The sequence below is a fragment of the Cellulomonas sp. PhB150 genome (assembly GCF_003755175.1).
Classification (GTDB): Bacteria; Actinomycetota; Actinomycetes; order Actinomycetales; family Cellulomonadaceae; genus Cellulomonas.
Genome location: NZ_RKHX01000004.1, coordinates 416,752 through 436,658, shown reverse-complemented (window position 1 = coordinate 436,658; position 19,907 = coordinate 416,752). Strand labels below are relative to the sequence as shown.

At 73.0% G+C, this 19,907-nt stretch carries 29 protein-coding genes; 18 read left to right on the top strand and 11 right to left on the bottom strand.

What is annotated here, in order from left to right:
• Positions 1-29: 29 nt before the first annotated feature.
• Positions 30-596 carry an isochorismatase family cysteine hydrolase gene (locus EDF34_RS15125; protein ID WP_123372318.1) on the bottom strand — a complete coding sequence of 189 codons (567 nt, stop codon included), beginning with the start codon at positions 594-596 and terminating at the stop codon, positions 30-32.
• Between the two features lie 130 nt (positions 597-726).
• On the opposite strand from EDF34_RS15125, the gene EDF34_RS15120 reads away from it, so the two are divergent.
• Positions 727-1,146: a YciI family protein gene (locus EDF34_RS15120; protein ID WP_123372317.1), complete on the top strand. Its 420-nt coding sequence runs from the start codon at positions 727-729 to the stop codon at positions 1,144-1,146.
• Complete coding sequence (locus tag EDF34_RS15115) at positions 1,119-2,366, top strand: RNA polymerase sigma factor (protein ID WP_123372316.1); 1,248 nt, start codon at positions 1,119-1,121, stop codon at positions 2,364-2,366. Before EDF34_RS15120 ends, EDF34_RS15115 begins: the two co-directional genes overlap by 28 nt.
• 5 nt (positions 2,367-2,371) lie before the next feature.
• On the opposite strand, the gene EDF34_RS15110 is transcribed toward EDF34_RS15115, so the two are convergent.
• From EDF34_RS15110 to EDF34_RS15100, 3 genes are read right to left on the bottom strand one after another with little or no spacing between them, the layout of a single operon-like run.
• A complete protein-coding gene (locus EDF34_RS15110) occupies positions 2,372-2,740 on the bottom strand; it encodes a hypothetical protein (RefSeq protein WP_123372315.1) in 369 nt (122 codons plus the stop codon).
• A gap of 9 nt (positions 2,741-2,749) precedes the next feature.
• On the bottom strand, positions 2,750-3,736 hold the full coding sequence (locus tag EDF34_RS15105; RefSeq protein ID WP_123372314.1) for an aldo/keto reductase: 987 nt from the start codon (positions 3,734-3,736) through the stop codon (positions 2,750-2,752).
• Positions 3,737-3,763: 27 nt separating this feature from the next.
• Complete coding sequence (locus EDF34_RS15100; protein WP_123372313.1) at positions 3,764-4,627, bottom strand: helix-turn-helix transcriptional regulator; 864 nt, start codon at positions 4,625-4,627, stop codon at positions 3,764-3,766.
• Positions 4,628-4,728: 101 nt separating this feature from the next.
• On the opposite strand from EDF34_RS15100, the gene EDF34_RS15095 reads away from it, so the two are divergent.
• From EDF34_RS15095 to EDF34_RS15080, 4 genes are all read left to right on the top strand, one after another.
• Complete coding sequence (locus tag EDF34_RS15095; protein ID WP_199737922.1) at positions 4,729-5,775, top strand: alcohol dehydrogenase catalytic domain-containing protein; 1,047 nt, start codon at positions 4,729-4,731, stop codon at positions 5,773-5,775.
• A 59-nt stretch (positions 5,776-5,834) separates the two neighbouring features.
• The gene (locus EDF34_RS15090) at positions 5,835-6,239 is read left to right on the top strand and encodes a cupin domain-containing protein (RefSeq protein ID WP_123372311.1); all 405 of its coding nucleotides are present in this window, start codon (positions 5,835-5,837) and stop codon (positions 6,237-6,239) included.
• On the top strand, positions 6,236-6,559 hold the full coding sequence (locus tag EDF34_RS15085) for a carboxymuconolactone decarboxylase family protein (protein WP_123372310.1): 324 nt from the start codon (positions 6,236-6,238) through the stop codon (positions 6,557-6,559). Before EDF34_RS15090 ends, EDF34_RS15085 begins: the two co-directional genes overlap by 4 nt.
• 195 nt (positions 6,560-6,754) lie before the next feature.
• On the top strand, positions 6,755-7,120 hold the full coding sequence (locus EDF34_RS15080) for a VOC family protein (RefSeq protein WP_123372309.1): 366 nt from the start codon (positions 6,755-6,757) through the stop codon (positions 7,118-7,120).
• Between the two features lie 91 nt (positions 7,121-7,211).
• Here the strand turns inward: EDF34_RS15080 and EDF34_RS15075 are convergent, their stop codons facing one another.
• On the bottom strand, positions 7,212-7,706 hold the full coding sequence (locus EDF34_RS15075) for an FBP domain-containing protein (protein WP_123372308.1): 495 nt from the start codon (positions 7,704-7,706) through the stop codon (positions 7,212-7,214).
• Positions 7,707-8,048: 342 nt separating this feature from the next.
• Between EDF34_RS15075 and EDF34_RS15070 the strand changes: the two genes are divergently transcribed.
• Genes EDF34_RS15070 through EDF34_RS15060 form a run of 3 tightly spaced genes read left to right on the top strand, consistent with a single transcriptional unit; the run spans position 8,049 to position 9,694 of the window.
• A complete protein-coding gene (locus EDF34_RS15070; RefSeq protein ID WP_123372307.1) occupies positions 8,049-8,879 on the top strand; it encodes a tryptophan-rich sensory protein in 831 nt (276 codons plus the stop codon).
• A 45-nt stretch (positions 8,880-8,924) separates the two neighbouring features.
• On the top strand, positions 8,925-9,377 hold the full coding sequence (locus EDF34_RS15065) for an SRPBCC domain-containing protein (protein ID WP_123372306.1): 453 nt from the start codon (positions 8,925-8,927) through the stop codon (positions 9,375-9,377).
• Complete coding sequence (locus EDF34_RS15060) at positions 9,374-9,694, top strand: helix-turn-helix transcriptional regulator (RefSeq protein ID WP_123372305.1); 321 nt, start codon at positions 9,374-9,376, stop codon at positions 9,692-9,694. Before EDF34_RS15065 ends, EDF34_RS15060 begins: the two co-directional genes overlap by 4 nt.
• On the opposite strand, the gene EDF34_RS15055 is transcribed toward EDF34_RS15060, so the two are convergent.
• Together EDF34_RS15055 and EDF34_RS15050 are read right to left on the bottom strand one after the other, a co-directional pair.
• A complete protein-coding gene (locus EDF34_RS15055) occupies positions 9,691-11,448 on the bottom strand; it encodes a gamma-glutamyltransferase family protein (RefSeq protein WP_123372304.1) in 1,758 nt (585 codons plus the stop codon). The two genes, EDF34_RS15060 and EDF34_RS15055, sit on opposite strands and share 4 nt — an antisense overlap.
• A 24-nt stretch (positions 11,449-11,472) precedes the next feature.
• Entirely contained in the window at positions 11,473-11,964 is a 492-nt protein-coding gene (locus tag EDF34_RS15050) for a GNAT family N-acetyltransferase (RefSeq protein ID WP_123372303.1), read from the bottom strand.
• 76 nt (positions 11,965-12,040) lie between these two features.
• On the opposite strand from EDF34_RS15050, the gene EDF34_RS15045 reads away from it, so the two are divergent.
• From EDF34_RS15045 to EDF34_RS15035, 3 genes are read left to right on the top strand one after another with little or no spacing between them, the layout of a single operon-like run.
• Positions 12,041-12,415 (top strand): VOC family protein, encoded by a 375-nt coding sequence (locus tag EDF34_RS15045; RefSeq protein ID WP_123372302.1) that lies wholly within the window; start codon positions 12,041-12,043, stop codon positions 12,413-12,415.
• A 58-nt stretch (positions 12,416-12,473) separates the two neighbouring features.
• A complete protein-coding gene (locus EDF34_RS15040) occupies positions 12,474-13,124 on the top strand; it encodes a GNAT family N-acetyltransferase (protein WP_233575410.1) in 651 nt (216 codons plus the stop codon).
• Between the two features lie 26 nt (positions 13,125-13,150).
• Positions 13,151-13,441, top strand: coding sequence for a DUF1905 domain-containing protein (locus EDF34_RS15035; protein WP_123372301.1), 291 nt, complete (start codon positions 13,151-13,153; stop codon positions 13,439-13,441).
• Here the strand turns inward: EDF34_RS15035 and EDF34_RS15030 are convergent, their stop codons facing one another.
• From EDF34_RS15030 to EDF34_RS15015, 4 genes are read right to left on the bottom strand one after another with little or no spacing between them, the layout of a single operon-like run.
• On the bottom strand, positions 13,442-14,458 hold the full coding sequence (locus tag EDF34_RS15030; RefSeq protein WP_123372300.1) for a S66 peptidase family protein: 1,017 nt from the start codon (positions 14,456-14,458) through the stop codon (positions 13,442-13,444).
• Positions 14,455-14,850: a hypothetical protein gene (locus EDF34_RS15025; protein ID WP_123372299.1), complete on the bottom strand. Its 396-nt coding sequence runs from the start codon at positions 14,848-14,850 to the stop codon at positions 14,455-14,457. The genes EDF34_RS15030 and EDF34_RS15025 overlap by 4 nt, the downstream gene beginning before the upstream one ends.
• On the bottom strand, positions 14,828-15,475 hold the full coding sequence (locus EDF34_RS15020; RefSeq protein WP_123372298.1) for a nucleotidyltransferase domain-containing protein: 648 nt from the start codon (positions 15,473-15,475) through the stop codon (positions 14,828-14,830). The genes EDF34_RS15025 and EDF34_RS15020 overlap by 23 nt, the downstream gene beginning before the upstream one ends.
• Positions 15,476-15,516: 41 nt before the next feature.
• Entirely contained in the window at positions 15,517-16,359 is an 843-nt protein-coding gene (locus EDF34_RS15015) for a helix-turn-helix transcriptional regulator (protein WP_123372297.1), read from the bottom strand.
• A 122-nt stretch (positions 16,360-16,481) separates the two neighbouring features.
• Between EDF34_RS15015 and EDF34_RS15010 the strand changes: the two genes are divergently transcribed.
• From EDF34_RS15010 to EDF34_RS14990, 6 genes are all read left to right on the top strand, one after another.
• Entirely contained in the window at positions 16,482-17,258 is a 777-nt protein-coding gene (locus tag EDF34_RS15010; RefSeq protein WP_123372296.1) for an SDR family NAD(P)-dependent oxidoreductase, read from the top strand.
• Positions 17,259-17,338: 80 nt separating this feature from the next.
• On the top strand, positions 17,339-17,647 hold the full coding sequence (locus tag EDF34_RS15005) for a hypothetical protein (RefSeq protein ID WP_123372295.1): 309 nt from the start codon (positions 17,339-17,341) through the stop codon (positions 17,645-17,647).
• Positions 17,644-17,808, top strand: coding sequence for a hypothetical protein (locus EDF34_RS17565; RefSeq protein ID WP_158615100.1), 165 nt, complete (start codon positions 17,644-17,646; stop codon positions 17,806-17,808). Before EDF34_RS15005 ends, EDF34_RS17565 begins: the two co-directional genes overlap by 4 nt.
• Before the next feature lie 45 nt (positions 17,809-17,853).
• On the top strand, positions 17,854-18,408 hold the full coding sequence (locus EDF34_RS15000; RefSeq protein ID WP_123372294.1) for a hypothetical protein: 555 nt from the start codon (positions 17,854-17,856) through the stop codon (positions 18,406-18,408).
• A 33-nt stretch (positions 18,409-18,441) separates the two neighbouring features.
• Positions 18,442-18,861 (top strand): GNAT family N-acetyltransferase, encoded by a 420-nt coding sequence (locus tag EDF34_RS14995; RefSeq protein WP_233575409.1) that lies wholly within the window; start codon positions 18,442-18,444, stop codon positions 18,859-18,861.
• A complete protein-coding gene (locus EDF34_RS14990; protein WP_123372292.1) occupies positions 18,858-19,907 on the top strand; it encodes a DMT family transporter in 1,050 nt (349 codons plus the stop codon). Before EDF34_RS14995 ends, EDF34_RS14990 begins: the two co-directional genes overlap by 4 nt.

Here is a 19,907-nt window from a genome sequence, read left to right as displayed (position 1 = left end):
CGGCGGCGTGCGCAAGGGCGAGGTGGCGATCACCGCGCACCCGCGGCCAGCAGCGCGGTCACGTCATCGGTCGATCCCGTCTCGCCGAGCACGCGGAAGACGTTCGCGACCGTGTGGTCGTGCCCGGCGAGGACAGGCCCGGTCATGGCATCGGTCGCGAGCGTGACGTGGAAGCCGGCGTCGTACGCCGCGCGCGCGGTGGACTCGACGCCGAATCCCGTGGCCAGCCCGCAGATCACTACCTGCGTGATGCCGAGCCCGTGCAGCTGCTCCTCGAGCCCAGTGCCCGCAAAGGCGCCCCAGCCCCGCTTGCGGACGACGAGGTCCCCCTCGTGCTGCAGCCCGGGCACGAGCTCGAGCGCGTCGGCCGGGATCTGGGGTCGGGGGCGCGAGACCTCGGTGCGGCCGACGGGCGGGGCGTTGAGGTCTGCGACGGTCAGGACGACGGGTCGCCCCGCTGACCGGAAGGACTCGGCCAGGCGGGTGGCGTTGGCGACGACGCCGGCCATGTCGTGAGCCGCCGGGAAGCTGGTCGTGACCTGCTGGAGGTCGACGACGACGAGGGCGGAGGTGGGGTCGATCGTGGTGAGCGCCATGCTCGTCACTCTCGTCGGGCCGACGGGTCCACGCAAACTCGTCCGACGGCGATGTCGATCCGGCGGTACCCCCGTTCGACCACAGGGTGAGAGGGTCCGAGAGGGACCCCGCACACGTCAGGAGACGACCATGAAGTACATGCTCATCATGCGCGCGAACGACGAGGCACTCGCTGCCTTCCAGGACGTCGACTTCGGCGAGGTGCTCGAGGCGATGGGGCGCTACAACGACTCGCTCATCTCTGCGGGCGTGCTCGTGGCGGCCGAGGGCCTCGACGACGCGGCCAAGGGCGTCGTCATCGACTTCTCCTCCGAGCCGCCCGTGGTCAGCGACGGCCCCTACGGCGAGACCAAGGAGCTGTTCGGCGGCTTCTGGATCCTCGACGTCGCCTCGCAGGAGGAGGCCGTCGAGTGGGCCAAGCGCGCCCCGATGAACGGCCCCGGCCTCAAGACCGAGATCCGCCGCGTGGCGAGCATCGACGAGTTCCCGCAGGACAACGAGTGGGTCGCCAAGGAGCGCGCGTGGCGCGAGTCGACGGGGCAGCTGTAACCCGCGACCAGGTGGCGGCGGTGTGGCGGATCGAGTCCGCGCGCATCGTCGCCACGCTGGCCCGGTACACGGGCGACTTCGCGCTCGCGGAGGACCTCGCGCAGGAGGCGTTCGCCGCGGCGCTCGTGTCCTGGCCGGCCGACGGCGTGCCGGCCAACCCCGCCGGCTGGCTGCTGACGGTGGGGCGGCGCCGGGCGGTGGACGCCTTCCGGCGTCGCGCGGCCCTCGACGAGCGGTACGCGACCCTCGCGCGCGAGCCCGCGGAGACCGGGCCGGACGAGCTGTGGGACCCCGACGAGATCGACGACGACGTGCTCGCCCTGATGTTCGTCGCGTGCCACCCGGTCCTGTCCCGCGATGCGCAGGTGACGTTGACCCTGCGCGTCGTCAGCGGCCTGACCAGTGCCGAGATCGCCCGCGCGCTGCTGGTCCCGGCTGCGACGGTCCAGGCGCGGATCACGCGCGCCAAGAAGACGCTCGCCGCCGCGCAGGTGCCGTTCGCGGTGCCTGCGCCCGACGAGCGACGAGTGCGGCTGGCCGCGGTGCTCAACGTCGTGTACCTGGTGTTCACCGAGGGCTCGTCGGCGAGCTCGGGCTCGGACTGGATCCGCAAGGACCTGGCGCACGAGGCCGTCCGCCTCGCGCGCGTGCTCGCCCGGCTGGTGCCCGACGAGCCCGAGGTGCTCGGTCTGCTCGCGCTGCTCGAGCTCACCGCCGCGCGCTTCCCGGCCCGCGTCGACGAGGACGGCGAGCCGATCCTGCTCGAGGCGCAGGACCGCCGCCGGTGGGACCGGGCAGCGATCCGGCGTGGGCGCGCCACCCTCGCCACGGCGGGACGGGTCGGCCGCGGGCTCGGTGCCTACGGCGTGCAGGCCGCCATCGCCGAGTGCCACGCGGTCGCGCCGTCGGTGGAGGAGACCGACTGGGAGCGGATCGTCGTGCTCTACGAGGCGCTGGGCCGGCTCGCGCCGTCGCCGGTCGTCGAGCTCAACCGGGCGGTCGCGGTCTCGATGGCGAGCGGTCCGCGCGCGGCACTGCCACTGGTCGACGCCCTGGTCGCGCAGGGCTCGCTGCCCGGCTCGCACCTGCTGCCGAGCGTGCGCGGCGAGCTGCTGCTGCGGCTGGGCCGGGACGACGAGGCGCGCATCGAGATCGAGGCGGCTTCCGCCATGTGCGACAACGACCGCGAGCGCGCCCTGCTCCGCCGCAAGCTCGGCTGAGAACGTCAGACCGCGACGACCTGCACGTCGTCCTCGTACGTGACCCGGCCCGGGTCGTCCGTCGTCAGGCGCACCCACGCGACGCCGTACCGGTCGAGCAGGTCGAGGTACGGCGCCGTGAGGTCCAGGAGGTGACCGGCGGTCGTCTTGAACCACGACCGCGCCCCCGGATGGGCAGTGCGGTCGTAGCACTCGGGGACGACGGTCGTCGGGTCGGTGTACGCCGCGTCGCACCGCGCGTTCGACTCCCGCAGCCATCGGCGGTCGTCGTCGGACAGGCGGCCGTCCCGGGCCAGGCCGTTGGCCAGCGCGAACACACCAGGGAAGGTGCCGCGGGCGTTGGGAGTCGCGCTCTGGAAGCGGATGAACTGCACGCGGCCACGCTAGCGGCCGACCATCGCCATCCCCGCCTCGTTGTAGCGGTTCCCCACGACGCCGATGCGCGCCGCGACGGCGTCCAGGTCCGCGACCTCGTCGGCCGAGAGCGCGAGCGCCGTGGCCCCCGCGTTCTCCTCCACGCGCGAGAGCCGCCGCGTCCCGGGGATCGGCACGATCCACGGCTGCTGCGCGAGCAGCCACGCGAGCGCGACCTGCCCGGGTGTCGCGCCCTTCGCGTCCGCGAGCTCGCGGACGTGCGCGACGAGCGCCTGGTTGGCGTCGCGGCTCTCGGCCGCGAAGCGCGGGATGGTGGAGCGGATGTCCCCGGCGGCGAACTCCGTGCTCGCGTCGACGGTGCCCGTCAGGAACCCCTTGCCGAGCGGGCTGAACGGCACGAAGCCGATGCCGAGCTCGGCGCAGGTCGGCAGCACGCTCGGCTCCGGGTCGCGCGTCCACAGCGAGTACTCGCTCTGCACGGCGGTCACCGGGTGCACGGCGTGCGCCTGGCGGATGGTGGACGCGCCAGCCTCCGACAGGCCGAAGTGCCGCACCTTGCCGGCCGCGACGAGCTCGCCGACGGCGCCAGCGACGTCCTCGATCGGCACGTCGGGGTCGACGCGGTGCTGGTAGTACAGGTCGATGACGTCGATCCCGAGCCGCGCGAGGGACTCGTCGGCGACCTTCCGGATGTGCTCCGGCCCGCTGTCCAGGCCGACCGACTTCCCACCCTCGATGCGCCAGCCGAACTTCGTCGCGATCACGACCTCGTCGCGGATCGGGGCGAGCGCCTCGCCGACGAGCTCCTCGTTCACGTACGGGCCGTAGACCTCGGCCGTGTCGACGAACGTGACGCCGCGCTCGACCGCTCCGCGCAGGACGCCGATCATGTCGTCGCGGGAGCCGGGGTTGGGGCCGTAGCTCTGGCTCATCCCCATCGCGCCGAGGCCGATGGCCGAGACCTGCAGGCCCTGTCCGAGGGTGCGTGCGTGCATGGCGAAGCCTCCGGTTGTCGGTGGGTGTCAGCGTGCGTCGACCGACTGGGTCGCGGCCCAGCTGGCGAGCATCGCGATCGCGTCGGCCGTGGGGCTGGCGGGCGCGGCGGTGTACACGAGCATCGTCAGGCCGGGTGCCTGCGCGATGGGCAGCGTGTCGTACATGAGGTCGAGGCGCCCGACGACGGGGTGGTTGATCTTCTTGGCGCCGCCGCGGTGCAGGTGCACGTCGTGGCGGGCCCAGCGCACGCGGAACTCCTCGCTGCGGGTGGACAGCTCGCCGATCAGCGCGGTCAGCGCCTTGTCGTACGGGTTGCTGCCCGCCGCGACCCGCAGGATGCCGACCGTGTCGTCGGCGGCACGCTGCCAGTCGACCCAGAAGTCGTGCGAGCGCTCGTCGAGGAACGCGAACCGGGCGTGGTTCGGGAGGTGACCGGGGTCGTCGAACAGGTCGGCGTACAGGGCGCGACCCAGGGCGTTGGTGGCCAGGATGTCGAGCCGGTCGTTGCGGACCACCGCGGGAGCACCGGTCATCGCGGTGAGCATCGCCTGGACGCTGTCCGGGATGGCGGGCGTCGGACCCCGACGACGGGCGCGGGCGGGCCGCGGAGAGGCAGCGCGCGCGAGGTCCTGCAGATGGATCCGCTCGGCCTCGTCGAGCTGCAGCGCGTCGGCGAGCGACTCGAGCACCTGCTCGGAGACGCCCGCGAGGTTCCCGCGTTCGAGGCGCACGTAGTAGTCGGACGAGACGCCGGCCAGCATGGCGACCTCCTCGCGGCGCAGCCCCGGCACGCGGCGGTTCGTGCCGTAGGCCGGCAGCCCTGCCTGCGCGGGCGTGATCCTCGCTCGCCGGGTGGCGAGGAAGTCACGGATCTCGTCGCGGTTGTCCATGGCTCGACCGTACGGCGGCGCGGCACGAGGAGACAGGCCCTGCTGGTACCTGGCACGACAGGGACTCCCACACCCGGCCCGGACGGGGTTGCATCGAACCCATGAGAGCCACCTTCATGTACGGCGCCGGCGACGTGCGCGTCGAGACCGTCCCCGATCCCACGATCCTCGCGCCCACCGACGCGATCGTCCGCGTCGTCCGGGCCTGCGTCTGCGGGTCCGACCTGCACCCCTACCGCTCGATGGAGGCGTCGGCGCACGGCGCCGCGATGGGCCACGAGCTCCTCGGCGTCGTCGAGGAGGTCGGTACCGCCGTGGTGACAGTCACGCCCGGTGACTTCGTCATCTCGCCCTTCGCCTACCAGGACAACACCTGCGCGTTCTGCCGCGACGGCTTCCAGACGTCCTGCGTGCACGGCGGCTTCTACGGCCACGGTGACGTCGGCGGCGGGCAGGCCGAGCTCGTGCGCGTCCCGCAGGCCGACGGCACTCTCGTCCAGCCCGGCATCGCGCTCGCGGACGCCGACGAGGCGATGCTCGCCTCCCTGCTCACGCTGTCCGACGTGTTCCTCACCGGTCACCACGCCGCGCACATGGGCGGCGTCGCACCCGGCAGGACGGTGACGGTCATCGGCGACGGGGCGGTCGGGCTCTCGGCCGTGCTCGCCTCGAAGCGGCTCGGCGCGGAGCGGATCATCCTCATGGGCCGCCACGCCGCTCGCACCGACCTCGGGCGCGAGCTCGGGGCGACCGACGTCGTCGCCGAGCGGGGCGCCGAGGGCGTCGAGCGCGTGCTCGACCTGACCGGCGGCGAGGGCAGCCACGTGGTGCTCGAGGCCGTGGGCCACATGCCGGCCTACGAGCAGGCGTACGGCGTGGTCCGCCCCGGCGGGTCCATCAGCCGTGTCGGCGTGCCGCAGTACGAGGACGCGCCTGTCGGCTTCGGCTCGCTGTTCGGCAAGAACGTCGTCCTGTCGGGCGGCCCGGCACCTGTCCGCGCCTACATCGAGGACGTCCTGCCCGACGTGCTGAGCGGCCGGATCAACCCCGGCCGCGTGTTCGACCGGACCGTCGGGCTCGACGACATCGCCGCCGGCTACCGGGCCATGGACGCGCGCGAGGCGCTCAAGGTCATGGTGACGATCTGACCCCGCTCGCCCTGCGCGCACCCGCGCGCGATGCTCGAGATGCACCCGAAGGAGAACTCATGGAGATCACCCCGCTGCCGCCGACCACGAAGGGTCCGGCGACGATGTTCACCGGCGACGTCTGGTTCGACGTCCTCGCCGCCCCGCCGGAGCCGGCGCGCCTCCGCGTGAACACGGTGCGCTTCGCGCCCGGCGCGCACACCTTCTGGCACCGGCACGCCCGCGGCCAGACCCTGCACGTCACCGAGGGGACCGCGCGCGTCGGCACGCGTGACGGCCAGGTCGTCGAGGTGCAGCGTGGGCAGACGATCTGGACGCCGCCCGGCGAGTGGCACTGGCACGGTGCCGCGCCGGACACGTTCATGACGCACCTGGCGATGTGGGAGGTCGCCGACCCGGACGAGGGCCCCGACACCGAGTGGGCCGACGAGATCACCGACCAGGAGTACGGAGACCGATCATGACCGAACCTTCCGTGGCGCAGCGCCTCGTCGGGGACATCGCGCCCAAGCTGGCCCAGCTCACCGACGACGTCGTGTTCGGCGACGTGTGGGCCCGGCCCGAGCTCGCCCGGCGCGACCGGTCGCTCGTGACCGTCGCCGCACTGGTGACGAACGGGAGCACGGAGCAGCTCGTCAGCCACCTCCGCATCTCGCGGGACAACGGGCTCACGCAGACCGAGCTGGTCGAGGCGATCACTCACCTGGCCTTCTACGCCGGGTGGCCGCGCGCGATGTCGGCGATCGCCGTCGCGCGGACCGTGTTCGCGGAAGAGCAGCGGTGAGCGCCCGGCGGCCTCCCCTCCGCCTCGACCCCCGCTAGACACCTGGTGCCGAACGGGTGGTTGCGCACGCCTCCGGGCCCGGAACCGTGCGCAATCACCCGTTCGGCCGTGCCGGGCGGCCCTGCCCGGCCTGCCCGGCCAGCCGGGTGGCGGGCGGTCGTCCGGCAGGGAAGGGTCGCGAGGGTGCATCGGATCATGCTGCGTGAGGTCATCGTCGACGTGCCGTCGTCGTCCTTCCAGGAGGTGGCGGCGTTCTGGGCCGGTGCGCTCGCGGCCACCTCGCACCCCGTGCCCGACGAGCCCGAGTTCGTCTCGCTGCACGACCCCGCGTCCCTGCCGCACGTGGCGGTCCAGGACATCGGGGCCGACGGCACGCCGCGGTTCCATCTGGACGTCGAGACCGACGACGTCGAGGCGGAGGTCGCCCGGCTCACCGCCCTCGGCGCGACGGTGCACGCCAGGCGCCCGACGTTCGTCGTGATGAGCGACCCCGTCGGGCTCCTGCTCTGCGTGCTCCCGCCGTCGTCCGACGAGTTCGCCACCCACTCGCGGGAGGTCTGACCCGAACGAGCGGTGGGTTGCGCACGCATCCGGGCCGGGAAGCGCGCACAACCCACCGTTCGCGGACCGGCGCAGGCCGGACGGGTGCGGGTCAGAGCTCGCGCAGGACCTCGCGCGCGAACTTGAGCGAGCGCTCCTGCAGGCCGGCCGTCCGGCGCGCGATCACGCCCGCCGGGTCCTGGCCGGCCTCGATGATCGTCGGCTTGCGGCGGACGTTCGTCGAGCAGTCGAAGTGCGTGCAGATCAGCGTCCCGATGGTGTCGCCCTTGCGGCCGGCGGCCCCGGCGCGGCGGGCGACGTACATCGAGACGTCCTCGGTGGCGTACACGTCCTCGCACCACGCGCACACGGCACGCTTGCGGGTCGCGGCGCCCTCGGGCGAGCGCAGCGCGATGCCGACGAGCTCGCCGTCGACCTCGAGCACGACGTACGCGCGCAGCGGCGCCTTGCGGTCGATCCACCCGAGGTAGTCGAGGCGGTCCCAGCGAAGGTCGGCCAGGTCGGCGGGGAGCGTGACCTCGGCGGCCTCGCGGCGGGAGCAGTTCACGAAGGACGCGCGGATCTGCTTCTCGGTCAGGGGGTTCATGGTGTTCTCGGCTCTCGTGCGACAGGGGGCCGTCGGGGATCGACGGCGGGGGACGGGAGACGTCCGCTGGGTGCGCCGAGTGCACCGACCCGCAGGTCGGTGTGCCGCCGTGAGGCGTCAGGCGTGCTGAGCGGGCGTCCGGGTCCCGCGTGAGCAGGCCTGGACGGCCGCCCCGCTCTCCTGCTGCATCGTGATGAGCCCTGTCGTTGAGAGTGACGGTCGTCGAGAGAGGTGCCGCAGGCTCCTGCCGCGGCACCTCCATGATGCGCCGCGGACGCCGCCGGGTCCAACCGCTTTGCCTCCCCGAGATGCCCGGCGGGCGAGGTCTTGGCACGCTGAGGCATGGCGACGACGACACCCACGGTGCAGGCCGCGACCTCGACCGACCGCGTCCGGCAGGTGACCGTCCTGCTCGGGGCGGTCGTCGCGATCGGCGGAGCGGCGGTCGGGTCGGGCGCGTTCGGCGGGCAGGCGATCGCCGATGCCGCCGACGGCGCGCTGTCGGCCACGGCCACGCCGCTCGCGCCCGACGGCCCCGCCTTCGCGATCTGGTCGCTGATCTACCTGGGCCTGGCCGTCTTCGCGGTGGTCCAGGCGCTGCCACGTCACGGTGCCGACCCCCGGCTGCGCGCGGTGTCCTGGTGGGTGCTCGCGTCGATGCTGCTCAACGCCCTGTGGATCGGCGTCGTCCAGGCGGACGCGCTCGCTGCCAGCGTCCTGGTGATCCTCGTCCTGCTCGCCGTCCTCGCGCTGCTGCTGGTGCGGCTGACCCGGATCGACCACACCCGGCCCGCCGCGTCGGTCGTGACCGACGTGACGGTCGGCCTCTACCTCGGCTGGGTCAGCGTGGCGACGCTGGCCAACATCGCCGCGTTCCTCGCCGACGCGGAGGTCGGCGACCTCGGGCTCGGGGCGACCGGCTGGTCCGTCGTCGTGCTCGCCCTGGCGGCCCTGCTGGCCGTCGCCTACGCGGTGTTCGGTCGCCGACGCCCCACCGTCGTCATCCCGGTCGGCCTCGCGATGGCGTGGGGGCTGGCGTGGATCGCCATCGGCCGGAACGACGGGCCGCTCGTGGACGACACGGTCGCGGTCGCCGCCGCGATCGCCGCAGGGGTCGCACTGCTCGCCCCGGTCGTCACGACGATCGCCGGACGGTTGCGCTCCGCCGGCTGAGAATGCAACCCTGAGGTTGCATCAAGCCATCGCGAAGGAGACTCCATGGGCCCCGCAGTCGTCGACACCGAGAAGTACACCGTCAGCCGCACGCTGCGGATCGAGGCCGGGCGCGAGCGCGTGTGGGCGGCTCTGACGCGCGACGACCTCATCGCCCAGTGGTTCGGCACCAGCGCGTCGCTGCCGGACCTGACCCCGGGCGGCCTGGGCACGATCGGCTTCGAGGGCTACGGCGAGCTCCCGGTCCGGGTCGAGGAGGTCGACGAGCCTGTCGTGTTCGCCTTCACGTGGGGGGCCCGCGACGAGCCCCTCCGGCCGGACAACTCGACGCTGGTCCGGTTCACCCTCACCGAGGACGGCACCGCCACGGTCCTCAGCGTCGTCGAGAGCGGCTTCGGCCTGCTGAGCCGCGACCCCCTCGAGGCGATGCAGTCCAACAAGCAGGGCTGGACCGACGAGCTCGACGAGCTGGTCGCCTACCTGGAGGCCGCCGCATGAGCGACACCCTGGTGCCCGTCTTCGCCGCGCTCGCGGACGACACCCGCTGGGCGGTGCTGCAGGAGCTCGGCCGCTCGGAGCAGTCCGCGTCCGCCCTGGCCACCCGCTTCCCGGTGACCCGGCAGGCGATCGCGAAGCACCTGGCGGTCCTCGCGGACGCCGGCCTCGTCGAGCCGGTGCGCGTCGGCCGCGAGGTCCGTTACCGCGCGCTCGGCGCCCGGCTGAGCCAGACCGCCGCGGCGCTCGAGGCCATCGGGGCGCAGTGGGACCGCCGGCTGGCGGGGATCAAGCGCATCGCGGAGTCGCTCGAGCACTAGCGTCCGACGGCGTAGCCCTGCATGCCGCGCGGGTTGGCGGCCGCGACGAGCATCCCGTCGGCCCGGATCCCGGCGGCGCTGAGCCTGCCCAGCGTCCAGGGTCCGACGACATCGACGGCGTGCCCCCGCGCGGCGAGCCCGTCGAGGACGTCCGCGCCGAGCCGCGACTCCGCGGCGACCCCGAGCGGCACGTGCCCGCGCGGGTAGAAGGAGCTGGGCACGTGCTCGGAGTGCCACATGGGTGCGTCGATCGCCGCCTGCAGGTCCAGGCCGCCGACGAGGTGGCGCAGCAGGAACGGCACGGTCCACTGGTCCTGCTGGTCGCCGCCCGGCGTCCCGAAAGCGAAGCCGGACCCGTCGTCGTCGAGCACCATGCCCGGGCTGAGGGTCGTCCTCGGCCGCTTGCCCGGGGCGAGGCTGTTGGGCAGGCCGGGCTCCAGCCAGAACATCTGGGCCCGGGTCGGCAGCGCGAACCCCAGGCCGGGCACCACGGGGCTGGACTGCAGCCACCCGCCGGACGGGGTCGCCGAGACGCGGTTGCCCCAGCGGTCGACGACGTCGACGTGGCACGTGTCGCCGGGGCTCAGCCCTGCCGACGACACGGTCGGCTCACCCGTGCCGACCACGCCGTCGCCGATGCGCTCGACGAGGGCGAGCCGGGGGATGCGACCGTCGGGCGACCCGGGCACGAGGCCGTCGGCAGCGTTCGCCCCGACGAGGCGCGCGCGCTCGGCCGCGTAGGCCGACGAGAGCAGCGTGTCGAGCGGCACGTCGGTGTCGTCGCCGTACCAGGCCTCCCGGTCGGCGAAGGCGAGCTTGGCGACCTCGAGCACGGCGTGGACCCCGTCGACGTCCTCTACGTCCTCGACCCCGAGCGCCTCGAGCATCGCGAGCTGCTGCAGCAGCACCGGCCCCTGCCCCCAGGCGCGCGTCTTGTGCACGGTCCGCCCGGCGAACCGGATCGACGCGGTCGACTCCTCGCTCGCGCGCCAGCCGGCCAGGTCGTCGGCCCGCAGCAGCCCCGCGTGGTCGCGGCCGGACGAGTCGCGGACGGGCGTCGCCACGAACGCGTCGATCGCCTCGGCGACGAAGCCCTGGTAGAACGCGCGCCGGGCCGCCTCGATCTGCGCCTCGCGATCAGGGCTGGCCGCGCGGGCCTCGCCGAGCAACCGGTCGAACGTGTCCGCGAGCGCCGGGTTGGTGAACAGCGTGCCCGCCTCGGGCATCTGGCCGTGCGGAAGGTAGACCTCCGCGGAGCTGGGCCAGTGCTCGGCGAAGTGGTCGGCGACCGTGCCGATCGTGCGGGTGGCGGCCGGGACCAGGGGGTACCCGTTGCGGGCGTACCCGATCGCCGGTGCCAGGACCGCGGCCAGCGGCAGCGTGCCGTAGCGGGCGAGCAGGTCGAGCCACGCGCCGAACGCCCCGGGCACGACGGCCGCGAGGTGCCCGGTCCCGGGGACGAGGTCGAGGCCCAGGTCACGGTAGGCCTCGATGGTGGCAGCGGCGGGTGCGGTGCCCTGGCCGCAGACGACGAACGTGTGCCCGTCGGCCGCGCGGTGCCCGATGATCGGCGCGTCCCCGCCCGGGCCGTTGAGGTGCGGCTCGACCACGGACAGCGTGAACCCGGCCGCGGCGGCCGCGTCGAACGCGTTGCCGCCCGCCTCGAGGATGCGCATGCCGATCGCTGACGCGAGCCAGTGCGTGGACGCGACCATGCCGAACGTGCCGGACAGCTCAGGGCGGGTGGTGAACATCCCTCGATCCTCACCCACGATCCGTCACGCCGCCTGCAGGTCCCGCAGCATCGTGTCCGAGCTCCCCGAACGGCCGACGACGACGAACCCGCGCGACTCGTACAGCCGGCGCGCGACGCCGTTGCCGTCCTCGACGCTCAGGCTCACCGCCGGGTGGCCGGCGGTCCACAGCTGGTCGAGGCACGCGTCGAGGAGCTTCGAGCCCACGCCCTGGCCGCGGTGGGGAGCCAGGACGCTCATGCCGAGTTCGGGCACGTCGTCGGCCACGAACCCGTATCCCGCCTCGCTCGCGGGCACGACCCGGGCCCACGCCGCCCCCGCGGGCGTGCCGTCGTCTGCCTCCGCGACCGTGCCCAGGTCGGTGGGCCGCTGCCAGCCGGCCAGGTGCCGCGCGTGCGCGGGGTCGGTCCGGACCTGCGCGAGGGTCACGCGGGTCTCGCCGGTCCAGTTGTAGGCCTCGACCAGCAGCTCCTCCAGCAGGTCGAGGTCGGACGAGGTCGTCGGGCGCAGTCTCATGAGATCCATGGTGCACGCGGGTAGCGCGTGTCGGTGGTCGGGTCCACGCTGGGTGTCCCGACCAAGGAGGACGACGATGCCCCTCACCGAATCGTTCAGCGGCTTCTCGACGAACGACGTGCCTGCCGCGGCCCGGTTCTACGGCGACGTGCTCGGCGTCGAGACGTCCCAGGCGAACGGGATGCTCACGCTGCACTTCGCGGACGGCCACCACGTGCTCGTCTACCCCAAGGGCCACGGGCACGTGCCCGCGACGTTCACGGTGCTCAACTTCCCCGTCGACGACGTCGCCGGCACCGTCGCGGACCTGCGCGCCCAGGGCGTGGAGTTCGAGCGCTACGAGGGCACACCGGGCGAGACCGACGAGGACTTCGTCTTCCGCAAGGGCGGGCCGGAGATCGCCTGGTTCACCGACCCCGCGGGCAACGTCCTGTCGATCATCGCCCGCTGAGATGAGCCGGCGGGCGAATCCGCCTGACACCGGTCCGCAGTCGCGGCACGATGATCGCGTGACCGACGCGCCCCGAGGCATCACCCAGCCGGAGGTCCTCGTCGGCCGATGGGTCCGACTCGAGCGGCTGCGACCTGTGCACGCGCCCGGTCTGGCAGCGGCCGCCGACGAGGACCGCTCGAGCTACGGGTTCACCACGGTCCCCGACGGCCCCGAGGAGGCGAGCGCCTACGTCGTGGCCGCGATGGCCAAGGAACGCAGCGGCCGCGCCGTCCCGTTCGCGGCGGTGGCGAACGGCCGGGTCGTCGGCAGCACCAGGCTGCTCGACCTCGACGTGTTCACCTGGCCGCGGATGGCGGGCGAGCAGGGCCCCGCGCCCGACGACGAGCACCCGCCGACCGTCGCCGAGATCGGCTCGACCTGGTACGCCGCCTCCGCGCAGCGCACCCCCGTCAACACCGAGGCCAAGCTGCTCCTGCTGACCCTCGCGTTCGAGACGTGGCAGGTCCGGCGCGTCACCCTCAAGACCGACGACCGCAACACGCGCTCGCGGGCGGCCATCGAGCGGCTCGGCGCTCGCTTCGAAGGGGTCCGGCGCGCGCACACCCCGGCGACGGACGGTGGCTTGCGGGACACCGCCTACTACTCGATCCTCGCCGACGAGTGGCCCGACGTCCGGGCAGGGCTGGAGCGCCGCCTGCTGCGCTGACCGGCGTGGTGCGGAATGCTGGCCAAATGCAGCTGCAGGTCACGGGCGAGGTCTGGTACTGGCGCGGCCCGGCGCCGTTCCACTTCGTCACGCTCCCCGAGCCGCTGAGCGCGCAGATCCGTGCGGTCGCCTCGGCGCTCACCTACGGCTGGGGCATGATCCCGGTCGTCGCGACGATCGGGGACGTCACGTTCGAGACGTCGATGTTCCGCAAGAACGAGCTCTACGTCGTGCCGATCAAGAACGTCGTGCGGCATGGCGAGGGCATCGAGGTGGGTGACACGGTCACCATCGACCTCGTGATGACTCCGCGCTGACTACGGCACCAGCTCCTGGCTGATCGACGACCCGTCGCCGGTGTGCGTGACGGTGGCCAGCGCACCGTTGACGAGGCTGAGCTGCGGCGCGAGGTGCCCGAAGTCCACGTCGGCGATCACCGGGATGCCCAGGTCGCCGAGCGCGTGACGGGCCGCGTCGTGGTGCGTGTACCCGGGTAGGTCAGGTCCGGGGGTACGGGCGATCAGGACGGCGGTGGCCCGGTCGAACCAGCCGGCGTAGCGCAGCTGGAACAGGCGCCGGGCGGCGTCGGCCGCGTTGCCCTCGGAGGACTCGAGGTAGACGACGAGCCCCTCCGGCGCGTCCCAGGAGGCGAGGTCGCCGTACGGGGTGCCGACCAGGTGCGTGATCGTCTCGAGGCAGCCGCCGATCAGCCGCCCGCGCGCCTCGACGTCCCCGGTCCCGTCGAGCCGCGTCCATCCACCCGGGGTGTCGACCGCGTACTCGGATGCCGTGGGGTGCAGCTCCCAGTCGTCGTACCCGGTGGCCCGGTAGCGCACCGCCGCGCCCTGGGTCAGCGTCGCGCCGGGCTCGGCCGCGACGACGTCCGTCCAGCCGAGCAACGGCTCGGGCACGCGGTACGGGGTGTCCATGAGGTTCGGTCCGTGCAGGGTCGCGACGCCGGTCAGCAGGGTCAGCGGGACGAGCAGGGTCGAGATGTCGGAGAAGCCGACCAGCCAGGTCGGGTCGTCGGCCAGGGCGGCCCAGTCGATCCGGTCGAGCAGGTCGATCGCGACCTCGCCGCCCCACGGCGGCACGACCGCCCGGACCTCGGGGTCGCGGAGCATCGCGACGAGCTCATCGGCCCGCGCGGACGCCGGACCGGCGGCGATCCCGGTGCCGTCCATCTGGTTCCCGACCCGCGTGCGCCAGCCGCGGGCGCGCACCGCGTCGAGCGCGACCTCGAGCCGCGGCCGGTGCTCGTCCCGGATCCCGGCGGACGGGGAGGTCACGCCGACGACGTCACCGGCGACGAGCGGGCGCGGGTAGGTGGTCACGTCGACGTCCGCTGCGCCGCGAAGACCAGCGCATCCATCGCCCGGCCGGCCCGTCGGACCGACTCGTCCGAGGTCCGCGTGTGGCTGTACCCCGCCCGAGTCTTCAGTTCGAGCAGGGTGCGCAAGTGCTTGGCGAGCTGGTTGTCGACCTTGTCGAGAAGCGCGACGGCCTCGTGGTGGTTGTCGCCGAGCGAATGCTCTCCGAGTCTGGCGCAGCACACGGCGTCGGCGGCCGCTATCCCAGCGTGCACGCAGAGGGTCACGTACGCGTCGGCGACGTCGCGAGCGTCCTCGGCGAGATCGAACACCACGGATGCCGCCGTCGCGAACTGCGTCGCCTTGGCGAGCCGGCCGGCGCGAACAGTCGCCTCACACGGACGGGTGCGTGCCACGGGACCTCCCCACGCCGACGAGCCTGCGCAACCACTGCGGATCGCCCGCAACCGTGCCATGGCGAGCAGAGGCGATGTCAAGGAGAACCCGCTCGGAGTTCGCGCCGTCGAGGACCTCCCGCTCAGACATCCCCAAGATCCTGGCATCGTTGCCGGTCCACGCGGTGATTCGTCGGGCGAGCCCGTCGGTCTCGTCCGTCCACGCATCGGCGTCGATCGTGTCAGGACGCACGATGAAGACGTCGATGTCGCTGTCGATCCGCATGGTGCCGGTCAGGGCCGACCCGAAGACCGCCGCGTAGACAGGTGGGTGAGCCCAGCCTGCGAGGTCGTCGCGAATCCTCGTGATGAGCGTCTCGCCGAGCTGAGCGAGCTCGATGATGGCGGCAGCAGCGAGGTGGTCGCAGTTCAACCAGAAGCTGCTGACGTTGCCAACCCGCTCCGTCTGGACGACGCCTTGTGCCGAAAGGCGGAGCAGCACTTTGCGGACGCCCTCGTAGGACCGGTCGCCCAGCACATGCTGGATGCTGCCGACGGTGTGCTTGGCCCGCGCGCGAGCGAGGACGGTGAGCACGTCGCCATCGAGCGTCGGCGTGACCGTCGCCAGAGGATGCTGGAGCTGCATTCCACAATAGTAGGTGAACGCCCACTATTGTGGAATGCCGATCAGGCGGTCGTCGTCATCCGCTGCGACCCGATCACCGCGAGCAACCCCAGCCGGTCGGCATCGGGCGAGCCGGGCGTCGCCGTGAACACGAGCAGCCGCTGGCCGCTGTCCGTGTCGAGCAACGTCTGGCAGTCCAGGGTCATGACACCGACCTCGGGGTGCGCGATCCGCTTGGTGCGCGCGTGCTTGTCGTCGACGTCGTGCTCGGCCCAGACGGCAGCGAACTCGGGGACGGACGACAGCGCGTCGACGAGCGCCGCCGCCCGCGAGCCCCGGCCGCCACGCGCGTAGGCCGCCCGCAGCTCCGCGGTGAACGTGCGTCCGCGCTCCGGCTGGTCCTCGAGCGGGTAGACGTCGCGCGACGCCGGGTCGGTGAACCAGCGGTAGACCGTCGAGCGCTCCGGGCCGGTGAAGTGGGTCTGCTCGCCGAGCAGCGCGACCGCGAGCGGGGTCTGCACCAGCGTCTCGCCCAGGTCCGTGATGACCTGCGCCGGGGTGTCCTGCAGGCGGTCGAGGATGCGCAGGATGCCGGGTGCGACGTGCTCGTCGCGCGTGGCGCGGGCAGGCGCGTGGTGGCCGGCGAGCTGGAACAGGTGGTCGCGCTCGGGGAGCGTCAGGTGCAGCCCGCGGGCGATGGCGGCGAGCATCGGCTCGGACGGCGTGGGGCCGCGACCCTGCTCGAGCCGCCCGTAGTAGTCGGTCGACATCCCGCACAGCGCCGCCACCTCCTCGCGGCGCAGCCCCACCGCCCGGCGGCGCTGCCCGCGCGGCAGGCCCACGTCCTCCGGCTGCATCGCCTCGCGGCGGGTGCGCAGGAAGTCGGCCAGCTGGGTGCGGTCCATCGAGCCATCGTCCCCCGCCCGGGCCACCGCAACCAGGGATCGCCGATCCCCGGATCGGTGCTGCCTGGAAGCCCGACGGCGGCCGCCGCAGCATGGAACGACACCACGACGGAAGGTTCACCATGACTCAGCGCATCGCCCTCGTCACCGGCGGCTCTCGCGGCCTCGGCCGCGCCACCGCACTCGCCCTCGCCGACTCCGGTGTCGACGTGATCCTCACCTACCGCACCGGCGCCGAGCAGGCCGCCGAGGTCGTCGCGGCCATCGGCGAACGCGGCCGACGAGCCGTCGCGCTGCCCCTGGAGACGACCGACCTGACCGCGCACGCCGCGTTCGCCGACCAGGTCCGCACCGCGCTCGCGGACACCTGGGGCCGCGACTCCTTCGACCTGCTGATGAACAACGCCGGCTCGTCGGGCGAGACCCCGATCGGCGCGACGGACGCCGACGAGGTGCAGCGCCTCTTCGACGTGCACTTCCGCAGCGTCGTCATGCTGACCCAGGAGCTGCTGCCCCTGCTCGCCGACGGCGGCCGCATCCTCAACGTCTCCACCGGCCTGACGCTCAACCTCGTCAACCCCGCGTACTCGGTCTACGCGGCGATGAAGGGCGCGGTCGAGGTCTACAGCCGCTACCTGGCCAAGACGCTCGGCGCCCGCGGGATCGCCGTCAACGTCCTGGCGCCCGGCGCGACGGCCACCGACTTCGGTGGCGGCAGCATCCGCGACAACGAGCAGTACCGCGCGGGCATCATCGCGTCCTCCGCGATGGGCCGCGTCGGCGAGCCCGACGACATCGGCCGCGCCGCCGCCGCGATCCTGTCCGAGGGCATGGGCTGGGTCACCGGTCAGCGGATCGAGGCCGCGGGCGGTCAGGGGATGGGCTTCGTCGAGCGGTGATCCCTGTGGATGACCAACCGCACGCTGCTCTGCCCGTCGGTACGTTGCAGGCTCGTTCATCGCGGACGGGGGGTAGACCGATGAACACGTCGGCGTGGCTCGCGACACTGCCGCCGACCGTCGCGCTCATCGTCGGGGTGATCACGATCGTGCAGCGCAACCGTGCGGACAAGCGCGCCGAATGGTGGCGGCGAGCGCAGTGGGCACTCGATCACATGCTCAGCTCGAACCCTGAGCGGGTCGCAGTCGGCGCTGCAGTCGCCGACGTGCTCTCGGAGAGCAAGCTCGCGGGTGACGACGAGCTCACGGTTCTCGCAAGGTTCTCAGTCGCGCGCATGGACATCTCGTCCGGCGATAGCGACACTGAATCAGGAGGTGGTGAGCCGTGACGAGCGAAGGTGTGAGCGCCAGGTCGGAGCGTGCGACCGAGGTGCATCTCGCACGGATCATCGTCCGGGCCGCAAAGCGTTCGGGCGACCACGTCCCGTCGCGGATCTCCGAGCTGGCCGCTGTGCGCCTGCCGTTCGAAGTGGCCCAGCCCAAGCGCTGAGGAACCCGTGGGCGGCATTCGTGCGGGCGGCATCCATACTGAGGGGTGACCATCAACGAGATCTCGGCCTTGCCCGACGAGCAGCTGTACCGCATCCCCGGCGGATCCAAGCTGCACATCCGGGGTTGTCGACACCTCTCGGGTGCCAAGCCGGGCGCTGCGACCCTCGCGACGCGGCAGGAGATCAACAAGATCCCCGTCTGCTCGACGTGCCAGTCCAACCTCGGCGGCGAGGGCCGCACGGCGTACGACGCGTTCGACGACGCCCTCGAGGCGTTCCACGCGCCGGTGGCCAACCGGCCGCGCATGCGCGAGATCTTCGCCAGCGTCGAGCACGCACGGATCTGGATCCCCTACTCGGGGACCTACATCGCGGTCGCGCCGGAGGACGGCCAGGTCGCCGCCTTCTTCAACAAGGGGTTCGTCGACGTGCACGCGGCGGGCGGCGGCTACGAGACCGAGATCCTGCCCCTCGCGACGTCGGCGCCGAGCAAGGCCACCGCGACCAAAGCCGTCGTCCTCGAGGCCCCGCCTCAGCTCTGCACGAGCTGCTGGACCGTCCTGCCTTCGAGCGGTCAGTGCGACCGCTGCGCGGAGTGACCGCGGGGCGCTGACGTGGAGCACGGATACCGCGTGGTCACGGGACCGCCGCCGCTCGCCGACTACCTGCACCTTCGTCGGGCGTCCGGCCTGACGCCCGCCACCGAGGCCCAGGGCCGCGCAGGCCTGCACGGGGCGTGGGCGGCGTGCCACGTGCGGCACGACGAGTCGGGCGCGGTGGTCGGGATGGGCCGCGTGCTCGGGGATGGCGGCTGGTACTTCCACGTCATCGACATGGCCGTGCTGCCCGAGCACCAGCGGCGCGGGATCGGTGACGCGGTCCTCACCGCGCTGCTCGACACGATCCGGCGGGATGCCCCGCCCGGCGCGTGGGTGAACCTGCTGGCCGACGCCCCAGGCCGCCGGCTCTACGAGCGGCACGGGTTCACCGAGACCGCCCCCGAGTCGCTGGGGATGGCCCTGTCGCTGGGCGATGGCACGCTGGGCCGATGAACGGGATCGCGAACCGCGGCGTGCAGGCCGCGCTGGCTGCCGCCGCGCTGTTCGGCGCCGGGACCCCGCTCGCCAAGGAGCTGCTCGGCGAGACCAGCCCGTGGATGCTCGCCGGGCTGCTCTACCTGGGCTCGGGCATGGGGCTCGCCCTGGTGCGGGTCGCCCGACGAGCGCCGCGCGTGCACCTCCACCGAGCCGACCTCCCGCCGTTGGTCGGTGCCGTCGCCGCGGGCGGGGTGGTCGCGCCCGTCCTGCTCCTGCTCGGCCTCGCGCACATGCCGGCCTCCGGTGCGTCGCTGCTGCTCAACGCCGAGGGGGTCGCGACGGCCTTGCTGGCGTGGTTCGTGTTCCGGGAGAACGTGGACCAGCGCGTCGCGCTCGGCATGGCGGCCATCGTCGCGGGCGCCGTCGTGCTGAGCGTGCCGTCTGCCGTCGAGCTCGGGACGGTGTGGCCGACCCTCGCCGTGCTCGGCGCGTGCCTGTGCTGGGGCCTCGACAACAACCTCACGCGGAAGGTCGCGCTGACGGACGCGACCTGGCTCGCGGCCGTCAAGGGCGGTGTCGCCGGTCCGGTGAACCTGCTGCTCGCGCTCGCAGTCGGCGCGAGCCTGCCGCCGCTGCCAGCCGTCGGCGGAGCGCTCGTCGTCGGGTTCTTCGCGTACGGCGTGAGCCTGGCACTGTTCATCGTCGGGCTACGTCACGTGGGCACCGCGCGGGCAGGCGCGTACTTCTCGGTCGCCCCGTTCTTCGGTGCGCTGCTCGCCCTCGCGATGGGCGAGCCGCTGACGTGGCCGCTCGTGATCGCGGCCGCCCTGATGGGGATCGGCACGTGGCTGCACCTGTCCGAGCGGCACGAGCACGCGCACACGCACGTCGCCGAGACGCACGACCACTGGCACGTCCACGACGAGCACCACGCGCACGAGCACGCCGAGCCTGTCCCCGCAGGGACGCGGCACAGCCACCCGCACGAGCACCTCGAGCTGACGCACGCGCACGCGCACTACCCCGACGCGCACCACCGGCACACTCACGCGGGGCGCTGA